The 13,569-nt window shown below is 66.6% G+C and carries 10 protein-coding genes; 5 read left to right on the forward strand and 5 right to left on the reverse strand.

Translation table 11 applies throughout. From position 1 onward, the window contains the following. Positions 1-59: 59 nt before the first annotated feature. Positions 60-3,179, forward strand: a complete 3,120-nt coding sequence (putA, locus tag FJU11_RS03540; protein ID WP_141165645.1) for a bifunctional proline dehydrogenase/L-glutamate gamma-semialdehyde dehydrogenase PutA — start codon at positions 60-62, stop codon at positions 3,177-3,179. Positions 3,180-3,380: 201 nt separating this feature from the next. Then, entirely contained in the window at positions 3,381-4,838 is a 1,458-nt protein-coding gene (locus FJU11_RS03545; protein ID WP_141165646.1) for an alkaline phosphatase D family protein, read from the forward strand. A gap of 21 nt (positions 4,839-4,859) precedes the next feature. Here FJU11_RS03545 and FJU11_RS03550 read toward each other — a convergent pair whose 3' ends face one another. Continuing rightward, a complete protein-coding gene (locus tag FJU11_RS03550; protein WP_181408026.1) occupies positions 4,860-5,852 on the reverse strand; it encodes an extensin-like domain-containing protein in 993 nt (330 codons plus the stop codon). A gap of 263 nt (positions 5,853-6,115) precedes the next feature. Here FJU11_RS03550 and FJU11_RS03555 point away from each other — a divergent pair, with 263 nt between their 5' ends. Together FJU11_RS03555 and FJU11_RS03560 are read left to right on the forward strand one after the other, a co-directional pair. Beyond that, on the forward strand, positions 6,116-8,284 hold the full coding sequence (locus FJU11_RS03555; protein WP_235890797.1) for an anthranilate synthase: 2,169 nt from the start codon (positions 6,116-6,118) through the stop codon (positions 8,282-8,284). A 34-nt stretch (positions 8,285-8,318) separates the two neighbouring features. Continuing rightward, complete coding sequence (locus tag FJU11_RS03560) at positions 8,319-9,248, forward strand: cation diffusion facilitator family transporter (RefSeq protein WP_235890798.1); 930 nt, start codon at positions 8,319-8,321, stop codon at positions 9,246-9,248. A gap of 63 nt (positions 9,249-9,311) precedes the next feature. Here the strand turns inward: FJU11_RS03560 and FJU11_RS03565 are convergent, their stop codons facing one another. Genes FJU11_RS03565 through FJU11_RS03575 form a run of 3 tightly spaced genes read right to left on the reverse strand, consistent with a single transcriptional unit; the run spans position 9,312 to position 11,040 of the window. After that, a complete protein-coding gene (locus tag FJU11_RS03565; RefSeq protein ID WP_141165649.1) occupies positions 9,312-10,019 on the reverse strand; it encodes a retropepsin-like aspartic protease family protein in 708 nt (235 codons plus the stop codon). A 6-nt stretch (positions 10,020-10,025) separates the two neighbouring features. Continuing rightward, a complete protein-coding gene (locus FJU11_RS03570; RefSeq protein ID WP_141165650.1) occupies positions 10,026-10,268 on the reverse strand; it encodes a DUF1289 domain-containing protein in 243 nt (80 codons plus the stop codon). Between the two features lie 7 nt (positions 10,269-10,275). Then, positions 10,276-11,040 carry an adenosylcobinamide-GDP ribazoletransferase gene (locus FJU11_RS03575; protein ID WP_141165651.1) on the reverse strand — a complete coding sequence of 255 codons (765 nt, stop codon included), beginning with the start codon at positions 11,038-11,040 and terminating at the stop codon, positions 10,276-10,278. 148 nt (positions 11,041-11,188) lie between these two features. Here FJU11_RS03575 and cobT point away from each other — a divergent pair, with 148 nt between their 5' ends. Beyond that, entirely contained in the window at positions 11,189-12,205 is a 1,017-nt protein-coding gene (gene cobT / locus FJU11_RS03580) for a nicotinate-nucleotide--dimethylbenzimidazole phosphoribosyltransferase (protein WP_141165652.1), read from the forward strand. Positions 12,206-12,253: 48 nt separating this feature from the next. Here cobT and FJU11_RS03585 read toward each other — a convergent pair whose 3' ends face one another. Beyond that, complete coding sequence (locus FJU11_RS03585; RefSeq protein ID WP_210242832.1) at positions 12,254-13,282, reverse strand: aldo/keto reductase; 1,029 nt, start codon at positions 13,280-13,282, stop codon at positions 12,254-12,256. Positions 13,283-13,569: the final 287 nt, after the last annotated feature.

The raw sequence follows: 13,569 nt of genomic DNA on the forward strand, positions 1-13,569 counted from the left end.
CGCTAGGTTTTCACGGTGACGGACCGTCTCATGCGCCACCCCATCGAAGGAACCGCCCCGTGACCGAGACCGCCGATCGCCGCGCACCCACCTTCGACGCGCCCTATGCTGGCGACGACGCCACGCTGCTTTCCCGCTTCGCCCGGGACGTGACTTTCACGAGGGCGCAGGACGAGGCGATCGACCGGCGCACGCGTGCTTCCGTCGAGGCGATCCGCGAGGGCGTCGGCACCATCGGCGGCGTCGACGACTTCCTGCGCGAATACGGGCTTTCCACGCGCGAAGGCCTCGCCCTGATGGTGCTCGCCGAAGCGCTGCTGCGCGTGCCGGACGCGGGCACGCAGGACAAGCTCATCGAGGACAAGCTCAAGGAAGGCGGCTGGAGCGAACACGAGGCGCACGGCGATACGTGGTTCGTCAACGCTTCGGCCTGGGCCGTCGGCATGTCCGCTCGCGCCATCGGCCGCAGTGACACGCCCGAAGGCGTGGTGCGCTCCCTCGTGCGCCGCATGGGAATGCCGACCGTGCGCTCCGCGACGCGCCAGGCCATGCGCTTCCTCGGTTCGCACTTCGTGCTCGGCGAGACCATCAAGGATGCGCTCGGCAAGGCTTTGAAGAACGAAGCGCGCGGTTATCGACACTCCTTCGACATGCTGGGCGAGGGCGCACGCACGCACGAGGACGCCCGCCAGTACCGGCAAGCCTATGCCGACGCGATCGAGGCGATCGGCAAGGCTGCCGACAGGGCCGAGGGCAATGCGGGGCTGCCGGACCGCATGGGCATTTCCGTCAAGCTCTCCGCGCTGCACCCGCGCTACCTCGCGACCCATCGCGAGGAGGTGCTGAGGGAACTCGTGCCCGACCTGCTCGCGCTCGCGCAGAAGGCGAGGGCGCATGACCTGAACTTCACCGTCGATGCCGAGGAGGCCGACCGGCTCGAACTCTCGCTCGAGGTGATCGAGCGTGTCTTCGCCGATCCTTCGCTCGCAGGCTGGGAAGGCTTCGGACTGGCGATCCAGGCCTACCAGAAGCGCGCGCCGGCCGTCGTCGACCACGTCGCGGCGCTCTGTCGTGCCCACGATCGCCGCATGATGGTGCGCCTCGTGAAGGGCGCCTACTGGGATACGGAGATCAAGCGGGCGCAGGAGCGCGGCCTCGACGATTACCCGGTCTTTACGCGCAAGGCGGCCACCGATCTCTGCTACCTCGCATGCGCGAAGAAGATGCTCGAACAGCGCGAATGCCTCTTCCCGCAGTTCGCCACGCACAACGCGCTGACGGTCGCGACGATCTTCGAGATGGCCGGCGACGATCGGTCCGGCTTCGAGTTCCAGCGCCTGCACGGCATGGGCGAGGCGCTCTACGAAGACCTGATGAAGAGCAACGACCGCGTGCCCTGCCGCATCTACGCGCCGGTCGGCGGCTATCGCGACCTGCTCGCCTATCTCGTCCGCCGCCTTCTCGAAAACGGCGCCAATTCCTCCTTCGTCGCGGTTGCGGGAGACCGGGACGTGCCGGTCGAGACGCTGCTCGAACGGCCGGCGGACAAGCTCGATCTTTCGGCGGCCGACGGCGGACGCCATCCGCGCATTCCGTTTCCGCGCGATATCTACGGTGCGCGCAGGAACAGCGCGGGCCTCGAGTTCGGTGACCGCCGGCAGCTGTCCGCACTGGTCGAAGGAATGGGAAAGGCACCGGTCTCCGTCGATGCCGTGCCGCTTCATCCGGGCGCAACAACGCGCGGGAACGAACGGAAGGCCGTCTCGCCCGCCGACCACGACCGTGTCCTCGGCAGCGTGCGCTTTTCCGATGTCGACGACGTCGATGCCGTCGTGCGCAGCGCGCAGGACGGCTTCACGCGCTGGTCGCGTCGGCCGGTCGAGGAACGCGCGGCCGTTCTCGAACGGATCGGCGACCTGTTCGAGGAAAACCGCGACCGGCTGATGGCGCTGCTTTCCCACGAGGCGGGCAAGACGCTCGACGACGGGTTGGCGGAACTGCGCGAGGCGACGGACTTTTGCCGCTACTACGCGCATCAGGCGCGCGCCACTTTCGGTGAGGTTCGGCGCATGCCGGGACCGACGGGCGAGGACAATCGTTACGGCTGGCGCGGTCGCGGCGTGTTCGTGTGCATCTCGCCCTGGAACTTCCCAATGGCGATCTTCACCGGCCAGATCGCCGCCGCGCTCGTCTCGGGCAATGCGGTGATCGCCAAGCCTGCCGAACAGACGCCCCTGATCGCCTACGAGATCGTCCGACTGATGCATCGGGCGGGCGTGCCGGAGGATGCGCTCGCCTATATGCCGGGCGAGGGCGATGTCGGTGCGGCACTGACGGCCCACCCCGCGATCGCCGGCGTCGCCTTTACCGGATCCATCGAGACCGCGCACGCGATCAATCGCGCGCTTGCGGCCAAGGATGGGCCGATCGCGCCGCTGATCGCCGAAACCGGCGGGCTGAACGCGATGGTCGTCGACGCGACGGCGTTACCCGAGCAGGTTGCCGACGACGTGGTCATGTCCGCCTTTCGCTCCGTCGGTCAGCGCTGCTCCGCACTTCGGCTGCTCTTCCTGCAGGAAGACGTCGCCGATCGTATGCTCGCGATGATCGAAGGTGCGGCAAGGGCACTGAAGAACGGAGATCCGGCCGATCCCGCGACCGACATCGGCCCGGTGATCGACGCCGGCCAGCAGGCGATGCTCGGCGAACACATCGCCGCCATGCGGAGGCGCCAGCACGTGCGCTACGCCGGCGAAGCACCGAAGACGGGTACGTTCTTCGCACCGCACATCGTCGAACTCGACAGCGCCGCCGCGCTCGACAAGGAGGTCTTCGGTCCGATCCTCCACGTCGTGCGATGGAAGGCGAACGATCTGCCGGCCGTTCTCGATGCCATCGACGCCAAGGGCTACGGCCTGACGCTCGGTATCCACAGCCGCATCGAGGCGACCGCGAAGGCGATCGCCGAGCGCCTCGACGTCGGCAACGTCTACGTCAACCGCAACATGATCGGCGCCGTCGTCGGCACGCAGCCCTTCGGCGGAACCGGTTTGTCGGGCACCGGCTTCAAGGCGGGCGGACCGCACTACCTCACGCGATTCGCGCAGGAACAGGTCGTCTCGATCAACACGGCCGCCGCCGGCGGAAATGCGAGTCTGATCGCCATGGGCGAGGGGTGAAACGATGCCATGGGCGAAGGGTAGAACGACGCTGCGGGCGAGGAGTGAGATCACGGCCGGCCATGCGGCGTTGCCGAACGTGGACAAAACGCCATATGGTTTCGATGGATAACGAAGGGCCGCATCACGTGCGGCCCATGTCGATCGGACTGGCTTTCGGTTCGGGAAGGGACAAGCGGGGGTCCGTCGACGTCGAACATCATGCAAGCATTTGGTCCGGTCCTATATTTTCGCGGCGTCGAAGGCGATGCCTGGCGCCTTTCGGCGCTGGTTGGAATTCCCGAAGGGGAAGAACCCGCCTTACTTTCCGCTGACGATGCCGAACCGGTTTCGCCAACGTTCCTGGCGCGCCGACGCGGCCTGAAGCTCTGGCGCTACGACTTCACCTTCGTCGTCACGGACGAGCCGGCTGTCCATCGCTACGCGATCGGCGAGCGCAGCTTTACGGTGCATCTTCCGGCGGCTTCGGCGGCCGATCTGCGGCTCGCCTTCACCGCGTGCAACGGGCAGGAGGCCGGCAATGTCTGGCCGACCTCGCGCGAGCGTAACGCCAACTGGCTCGATCTTGCGGAAGTCCATCGCGAACGGCCGTTCCATCTTCTTCTCCAGGGTGGCGATCAGCTCTATGCGGACGCGATCTGGGAGGAGGTGCCGGTTCTCAAGCGCTGGCAGGGCGAACGCTGGCCGCGCCGGCGCGACGAACCCTTCACCGACGAGATGGCACGCGCGACTGCGGACGCCTATTTCGATTCCTATTGCTGGCTCTGGGCGCAGCCGGAACTCGCGCCGTTGCTCGCCGAGATCCCGTCCTTGATGATGTGGGACGATCACGACATCTTCGACGGCTGGGGAAGCTACGGGCCGGAATGGCAGGAAAGTGCCGTATTCCAGGGCGTGTGGTCGGCCGCGCGCGAAGCCTTCTGCCTCTTCCAGCTCGCCATCGAACCGTCCTGCGGCACGAACGAAAGCGGGCACGGTGCGCAGCATTTCGGCTGGTCGCATATCGTCGGCGACGTCGGCATCCTGGCGCCGGACCTGCGCTCGCAGCGCTCGCGCACGCGCATCCTCAGCGACGAGCAACGCCGTGACCTGACCGCCGCACTCGAACGCATGGGCGGCTGCCGCCAGATCTTCCTCATCAGTACAGTGCCGCTCGTCAATGTCCGGCTCGGCCTGCTGGAACGCTTCTTCGACTGGTTCCCGGGACATCAGACGTGGCAGGACGACCTGATCGACCAATGGCCGAGCGTGCACCACCGGCGCGAATGGGCCGACCTGCTGCGCGAGCTCACCGATTTCTCGGCCCGCACGGGTGCGCGGATCGTCACGCTTTCGGGCGAAATCCACCTCGGAGCCTTCGGCCGCATCAGCCGTGGCGATACGCGCATCGTCCAGCTGACGGCATCCGGCATCGTCCATCCGCCGCCCGACGCATTCGGCGTACGCGGCCTCGAATGGGCAAGCCGCGGCGTCCAGCGGTTGAAGCCGGATATCTCGGTGACGTTCCTGCCTATGCCCGGAACCGACCGCCTCTATCTGCGCGAACGCAACTGGCTGGAGATCGATCGTTCACGGGACGCGGTTCAGGCGACCTGGCACAGCGAGGCGCCGAACGGCGGACGCCATACCTTCGAGACGGACGTGTGGAGCGATACGTGATAGGCGGTCCGGCGCGGCGCCTTACTGGCAGAGGCGGAAACCGCCGTGCCGTTCGATAACGTCCATATGCAGATTGTCCTGATGCGCGGCGTCCGCCTGCGGGCCGAGTACCGTCGTGAAATAGAGGCAGGCGCCGGCGATCACGGCGCGCTGGAACCCCTCTTCGATCTTGCCGGTGCGATGGCGCGGTTCGATCGAAAGCGGCGGATGATTCGTGAAGTTGAAGGTGACGATGTCGACGGCATCGCCGAACGCGTGCTGGCTGATCTTGGCATCGGGAATATGGTTGCGGTGTCGGCAGACATAGGCCGACCCGTGTGAGAGCCCGTTCAGCTCCACGCCGTCTCCGAGTTCTTCGGCTGCCGGCTCGACGACGCGCTTCGTCCATCGCGCCAGCGCCAGCGCCGTCTGGCAGCGCATCTCGTTTTCCGGCTTGAGCGATATGCCCGGCTGGATTTCGCTGACGGAGATCGGCGCCTCCATGCCGCAGCGTCCCTCGTCGTTGACCGCCGGCTGCTTCTGGTAGGCGACGCCGAGTTCGTTCAGCTGATGATAGCAGGCTGCAAGCAGCTTCGGATCTTCGTGGACCCCTGCGGAGCGCGGCTCGGGCAGGGCGTCCTCGTCCGTTCCGCTGTTTTCCGTATCGGCGTCGTCCTTCTCGGGTTCGTCCGATGCTCCACGATCGCCGGGCAGCGGCTTGCCTTCGGACGGAGCGGTGCTTTTCCCCGGCGGGAGCGGCGGCGGCGTAGGACGCTTCTCCGGTGTCGGAACGGCCTCGTCGCCGTCCGGTACGGGTGGGCCTGCGTCTTCTTTGCCGGTCTTGCTGTCCCCTGCGCTGGAGTCCGGCGGCTCGTCCTTCTCCTTTTTTGCCGACGTCTCGGCATTCCCGGCCGTTGCGGACGGTTCGGGCTTGGCTTTCGGCACGGGAGTGCCGGAGGTTTCGGCCGCGTGTGCCGGTAGAGCGAGGAGGAGGGCGATCAGGCCTGCACTGATCCGTTCGCGCGCACAACGCATCGCATGTTCCTTTCGCAAGCGGCACGACGTTATCGCCATGCGGCTTGCATCTTGCACTCGCCCCCATGTCGAGCTAACAACGAAAATATGAACGGAATGCGCATCAATGCAATCTGGTGGTGGGCTCGCTAACGGCGGCCGCAACCAGTCACGTTCAAGAGAACCGACGAGCCGCCCTGGAGTTCCCCGGCGGCTTTTTTGTTCCTGCTGCCGGCATGTTCGTCCGGGTGGACCGATCGAGGGCCGAGATGATGGAGCAGGCTATGGCAGGCGAAACTTTCCAGACGCGCGGCGGCGTGCAAATCCGGCGGGAACGCCAGACGGTCGACTACGCCTCGGCGATCGAAGGCGCGATCGGGGCGCTCGATACGCGTCGCGGTGCCGTCTTTTCCTCGAACTACGAATATCCCGGCCGATACACCCGCTGGGACGTCGCCGTCGTCGGCCCGCCGCTCGGCATCGTCGCGAAGGGGCGCACGATGCGCGTCGAGGCCTATAACGGGCGCGGAGAGGCATTGCTCCTGATGATCGCCGGCAGGCTGGAAGGCGAGCCGGACGTTACCTGCGGCGAATGGACGGCACGCACCCTCGATCTCGTGGTCGGCGAGCCGGAGCGCATCGTCAGCGAGGAGGAGCGCTCGCGTGCGCCGAGCGCATTCAGCGTCCTGCGGGCGATCCGCGACCTCTTCTACAGCGACGCCGACACCAATCTCGGCCTCTACGGTGCCTTCGGCTACGATCTCGCCTTCCAGTTCGACGCCGTCGAGAAGGTGCTCGAACGGCCCGAAAGCCAGCGCGACCTCGTGCTCTACCTGCCGGACGCGATCACCGTCGTCGATCACTACACCGCCTCCGCCTGGAACGATCGCTACACGTTCACCATGGGAGAGGCGACCACCGAAGGTCGCGATGACGGCGTCGCGGAGGATCCCTTCGTTCGAAGCGACCGCGTGCCGCCGCGTTCGGATCACCGTCCCGGCGAATATGCGGGGCTCGTGGAGCGCGCGAAGGAGCGCTTTCGCCGCGGCGATCTCTTCGAGGTCGTGCCGGGACAGATGTTCATGGAACGCTGCGAAAGCGCGCCCTCTGCGATCGCCCGGCGTCTGAAGGCGATCAACCCGTCGCCCTATTCCTTCTTCATCAATCTCGGCGAACAGGAATACCTGATCGGCGCCTCGCCGGAGATGTTCGTCCGCGTCAACGGGCGGCGCGTGGAGACCTGCCCGATCTCCGGCACCATCAAGCGCGGACACGACGCCATCTCCGACTCCGAGCAGATCCTGAAGCTCTTGAATTCGAGCAAGGACGAGTCGGAACTGACCATGTGCTCCGATGTCGACCGCAACGACAAGAGCCGCGTCTGCGAGCCGGGTTCGGTGAAGCTGATCGGCCGGCGGCAGATCGAGATGTATTCGCGGCTGATCCACACCGTCGACCACATCGAAGGCCGGTTGCGCGAGGGCATGGACGCCTTCGACGCTTTCCTGAGCCACGCCTGGGCGGTCACCGTCACCGGCGCGCCGAAGCTGTGGGCGATGCGCTTCATCGAGAAGAACGAAAAGAGCCCGCGTGCCTGGTACGGCGGTGCCGTCGGCATGGTCAACTTCAACGGCGACATGAACACCGGCCTGACGCTTCGCACCATCCGCATCAAGGACGGCATCGCCGAAGTCCGCGCCGGCGCGACGTTGCTCCACGATTCCGTTCCCGAGGACGAGGAAGCCGAGACGGAACTGAAGGCCTCGGCCATGCTCGCCGCCATCCGCGACGCCGCCAGGGGCAATGCGCCCGATACAGTGCGCGAGACGGCACGCGTCGGCGAGGGATGCTCGATCCTCCTCGTCGACCATGAAGATTCCTTCGTCCACACGCTCGCCAACTATTTCCGTCAGACGGGGGCTTCCGTTTCCACCGTACGCACGCCGGTCGACGAAGCGGTCTTCGACCGGCTCGCGCCCGATCTCGTCGTCCTTTCACCCGGACCCGGCACGCCGGGAGACTTCGACTGCGCGGCGACGATCGCCAAGGCACGGGCGCGCGATCTGCCGGTCTTCGGCGTGTGTCTCGGCCTGCAGGCGATCGCCGAAGCCTATGGCGGACGTCTCGGCCAGCTCGACGAGCCGATGCACGGCAAGCCCTCGCGCGTACGCGTCGAGCATGCCGGCACGGTGTTTTCCGGTCTTCCGGAGGAGATCACGGTGGGGCGTTACCACTCGATCTTCGCCGATCCGGACCGATTGCCCGCAGAACTTCGCGTAACGGCGAGAAGCGAGGACGGTGTCGTCATGGCGATCGAGCATGCGAGCGAACCGGTCGCCGCCGTCCAGTTCCACCCCGAATCGATCATGTCGCTCGGCGGTGGTGCCGGCATGCGCATGATCGAGAACGTCGTCGCCCACCTTCGCCGGCGTGCCCGCGAGCGCGCGGCATGACGGCGTCTTTTCGGTCCAGCGAGATCCTCTACGCATGAACGGGAATTCGGGCGGTGGCACACGGCCCCCGCGGCATTCGCGCATGGTGGAGCGCCTCGCGCTCTACTCCATCCCGATCGCACTCGTCGTACTTGCGCTCAAGGTGCTTGCGTGGCGGCTGACGGGCTCGGTCGCGCTTTTTTCCGACGCGCTCGAGACGATTGTCAACGTCGTCGCCGCGACGGCCGCCTACGCCGCGGTGCGCTACAGCCGCAAGCCGGCCGATGCCGGCCACCATTTCGGGCATTACAAGGCGGAGTACGTCTCGGCCGTCCTCGAAGGCGTGCTGATCGTCGTCGCGGCACTCCTTATCGCGCGCGAGGCGCTGGCCGACATCACGTCGCCGGCGATGCCCGGCACGCCGTGGCTCGGCCTTGCGATCAACGCTTTCGGCGGGATCATCAACGCCGTTTGGGCGATGACGCTGATCCGGCTCGGTACCAAACACAATTCACCGGCCGTCGTCGCCGACGGACGCCACCTCTACACGGACGTTCTGACCTCCATCGGCGTCATCGTCGGGTTGGCGCTCGCGGTGACGACGGGATGGGCGGTGCTCGATCCGCTGCTTGCGTTGATCGTGGCGGTCAACATCGTCTGGGAAGGCTGGCGCGTCATCTCGTCTTCGCTGAACGGCCTGATGGACCAGGCGATGGATCCCGGCGATATCGACGAACTCAAGACGATCATCGCCGACCATGCGGAGGGTTCGCTCGGCGTGCACGACCTGAAGACCCGGGTTGCGGGTCCTGCGACCTTCATCGATTTTCACATGGTCGCGCCGAGGCACATGAGCGTCGCCGAAGCGCACGCCATCTGCGACCGGCTCGAGAACGCCATCAAGGCCTTCGTGCCGGGGGCTTCGATTGCCATCCACATCGAACCGCGCGGCGAAGCGGAGCACGGCATCCGGGTACGGCTTTGAGCCTTGCGCGGCAGGGAACGAACGCGGCCGCGGATCACCATCGCCGAGCGAAACCGTTGCACCTTAATCTCTTAGAACCAGAACGTCCCGGTTCATGCGGATCGAAGTCAGCGTGCCGAGAAAGTTCATGCCGAGCAGGCTCTGTGTGAGCGTGCCGGGTGCAGAAACGCTTGCATCGATGTCGTGGCGGCGGATCGGACCGAGCGAGATGGTGCCGATCGTGATCGGTGCTGCCTTCGCCTTGCCGTTTGCGGTCTGGATCGCCTGCGAAAAGTCGAGCGAACGGGTATCGATCCCGATGCGGCGTGCATCGCTGTAGGACAGCATGATTCGGCTCGCACCGGTGTCGATCAGGAAGTGCAGCCAATGCCCATCGACATCGGCCGTGGTTTCGAAATGTCCGTTCTCCGTCGTGTGGAGAACGACTTCGGCAGCGCCGTTGAGGCTCGTGCGGGTGATGGGCATGCCGGGAATGAGACCGGCCGTCAGCCGCGCACCGACGCTCTGCAGATCGTAACGGTAGAGATAGGCGGTCGAGAGTGCGAGCAGTGCCACCGCCCAGATGGCGAGATGGCGCACGATCTCGCCGAACCGGCCGGAACTGACGATACCGGCGGCAAGCACCGCCGCCCATGCCGATAGCGCCACCACGGCCGCGAAGGCATCGTCGCGGATTCCGAACACCGTGCCGCTTTCGTGGTTGGCGAGAAGGAGCACGAGTGCCGCGCCGATAAGCGCCATGAGAACCGGGAAGAGAATGCCGCGATGCATGGTCGCTCAACACTCCTTTCCGGCCGCGTTGAACGGGACCTCGGTCGCCCTGCGGTCCGGCAACTCCAGCATGATGCGGTGGCGTTCGCCGGCGGTCATGGTCGACCAGCCGGCGATCTCGTCGATCGTTCGACGGCAGCCGCTGCACAGGCCGTCCTCGGCCGCGATGCGGCAGACGCCGGTGCAGGGACTTTCGACCGCCGTCGTTCCCTTTACGGCAGGTTCGGGTGAAACGGACTTCGCGCTCATCGCCGCCTCATGCGAAGATCGCGAGGGTTACGAGGCCGGCGATCTCGGCGACCTGCTGGGTCGCACCGATGGTGTCGCCGGTGTGGCCGCCGAGAAACCGGTCCAGCCGGCGCGTGAGGACGCCCGTCGCGATCGCGATCGAGGCGAGCGCGGCAGTGCAGGCCGTGGCGCCCGTACCGGGCAGGACGACGAGAACGAAGATCGCGACGCCGATGCCGATCGCCCAGTTGGTCTGGCGTTCGTCGGGCTGGCCGGAGGCCGCCGCCACGCCGTCGCCACGCGCGGGCGCCAGCGCCTGCCAGTGCCAGACCATGGCGGCCCGGCTCGCAGCCGCAATGCCGATCATGACGAAGCCGGCCGAGACCGCCCCGGTTGAAGCGGCGAGCGCGCCGAGTGCGGCACCGCGCAGCGCCAGCGAGAACATCAGCGCGAGCGTGCCGAAGGTCCCGTTGCGGCTGTCGTGCATGATTTCGAGCGCACGCTCGCGCTTCGAAGCGCCGAGCCCGTCCGCGGTGTCGGCAAGCCCGTCCTCGTGCAGTGCGCCGGTTACCGCAGTCTGGAGCGCAAGCGCGACGAAGGCGGCGAGAAGGGCCGGGGCGCCGGCGGCGGCGAGGATGGCAAGAAGCACGGCCGGAGCGAACGCGACGACGACGCCGGCGAGCGGAAACCCGCGCACCATCGCAGCGAGTGGAGCGTCGCCGGTGCCGAAAAAACGGGAAGGAACCGGGATCCGGCTCAAAAAGCCGACGGCACGAACCGTTTCGTGCGCCATCGTCACCGGAACAGCCAGTCGTTCTTTGAACTCTGATCGCATGGTCGGGAATCTACACGTCCCGCGCCGCCTTGTGGGTGCGCAGAAGTCACTCTAGACAGGGAAAAATACGGACCGTTCCAGAAACCATGGCGACAAGGACGAGAATATGGCGACATCGGGTCTGCCGTTCGACGATTTCCGCGAGCTCCTGAGGACGCTTCCCGGCCCGCACGAGCAGGCGGAAGCTGCCGTTCGCGCCCGGGAATCCACGCTCATCAAGCCGCCGGGCGCTCTTGGACGTCTCGAGGAAATTTCGGCCTGGCTTGCGGCATGGAGTGGCCATGCGCCGGCGGTCACGCGACCCTTGGTCGCGGTTTTTGCCGGCAATCACGGCGTGGCACGCAAGGGCGTTTCGCCGTTTCCCGCCGACGTGACGCAGCAGATGGTCGCGAACTTCGCGGCCGGCGGCGCGGCGATCAACCAGATCTGTGTCGCCAACGATCTCGGCCTCAAGGTCTTCGACCTGGCTCTCGAACTGCCGACCGGCGACATTACCGAGGAAGCGGCGCTCGGCGAGCGCGACTGCGCGGCGACGATGGCCTTCGGCATGGAATCGATCGCCGGCGGCACGGACCTCCTGTGCATCGGCGAGATGGGCATTGCCAACACGACGGTCGCCGCCGCCATCTGCCACGGCCTGTTCGGCGGTTCGGCGCGCGACTGGGTCGGCCCCGGTACCGGCGCCACGGGCGAGGGGCTCGAACGAAAGATCGCCGCGGTCGAAGCGGCCGTCGCCTGCCACAGGGCGCATCTGAACGATCCGCTCGAGGTGCTGCGCCGGCTCGGTGGGCGCGAAATCGCAGCCATGGCCGGCGCCATCCTCGCCGCGCGCACGCAGCGTATTCCCGTCGTCCTCGATGGCTACGTGACGACGGCAGCCGCCGCCGTGCTCTTCGCTGCGAACGAGCACGCGCTCGACCATTGCCTCGTCGGCCACGTTTCGGCGGAGCCCGGCCATCGGAGGCTTCTGGAAAAGCTCGGCAAGACGCCGCTGCTCGAACTCGGCATGCGGCTTGGTGAGGGCACGGGCGCGGCGCTCGCCGCCGGCATCGTCAAGGCCGCCGCCGCCTGCCATACCGGCATGGCGACGTTCGAGCAGGCGGGCGTCAGCGACAAGGGCTGAGTTCGTCGCGCGCTCGCCGCACGCGAGAGAAGGTAAGAGCGCCGCCGTTCAGATCGGCGACACGGGTCCCGAGCCGGCGCCGCTCGCTTCGATCGCAGCCGCGATCTGGCGCAGGTCGCCGCCGGTAAGGTCGAGACGTCCGGCATCGATCCAGCCGTCGACCTGATCCGGCCGGCGGGCACCGACGATCGCGCCCGTCACGCCCGGCCAGGTCAGCGTCCATGCAACGGCGACGGCCGGCACCGTCGTGCCGTGTCGCTCCGCGATCGGCCGCATCGCTTCGGCGATCGAAAGGTTCGCCGTAAGCGCTTCCCCACGAAAAGCGTCGGCGCGGGAGCGCCAGTCGTTGCCGGGCAGCGATTGCGCACGCTCCTGCGAGAACGTGCCGGTGAGCAGGCCCGACTGCATGGGGCTGTAGACGATCACGCCGGTCTCGTGCGCCTTCGACCAGGCGATCTCCTTTTCCGCCGCGCCTCTTCGGATCGCCGAAAAGGGCGGCTGGACCGAATCGACATGGCCGAACCGTTCGGCGGCATCGAGCTGGTCCGGCGTGTGGTTGGAAAGGCCGGCCGCGCGGATCTTTCCGTGCTGCTTGAGGTCCTGAAGCGCCTGCCAGTATTCCTCGACCGGCGTGCCGTCCTCGGCCGGCCAGTGCATCTGGTAGAGATCGATGCGTTCGACGCCGAGCCGCTTCAGCGATGCCTCGACTTCCGTGCGGATGCTTTCGGGCCTGCCGATCCGCTTGGGAAGTGCGTTTCGCTCCGCCTCGTCCCAGACGAGCCCGCATTTGGTGAAGACGAAGGGTCTTTCGGCTTCGGGCATCTCGCGCAGGGCACGGCCCACGACCTCTTCGGAATGGCCGAGGCCGTACGCTGCGGCCGTATCGATCCAGTTCACGCCACGTTCGACCGCGTGGCGGATGGCGGCGATGGAGTCCGCGTCTTCCTGATCGCCCCAACCGACCGCCCAGTCGCCGCCGCCGATCGCCCACGCGCCGAAGCCGACGCGCGTGATGTCCATGCCGGTTCTGCCGAGCGCGCGTTTATGGGGTGGATTGACGGCGGAGAACGGTGGCATGCTGGTTTCCTTCGGGATCGTGACGCGAATGCGATTTATCTTTCGGAACTACGCGGTCCGAAGCGCAAGGTTCCGCCGTCGCTTCGTTGACCGGGGTCGCGCAATCCCTTAAGAGCACGGTCGCTGTACGACGGCGCCTGCGGGCAGCAGGCTGAGAGAAATTCCGGTGCGCTCGACCCATTCGAGGGAGCAATTCCGGAGCTGTCGGTCCCGAACCGGACTATTCCGTGGCCTGAAACCGGCATTGCGGAACCGGCGTTTCGTGCAGAAACCGCGACTCTCGCACG

It is taken from the genome of Pararhizobium mangrovi, assembly GCF_006516965.1.
GTDB classification, from domain to species: Bacteria; Pseudomonadota; Alphaproteobacteria; order Rhizobiales; family Rhizobiaceae; genus Pararhizobium_B; species Pararhizobium_B mangrovi.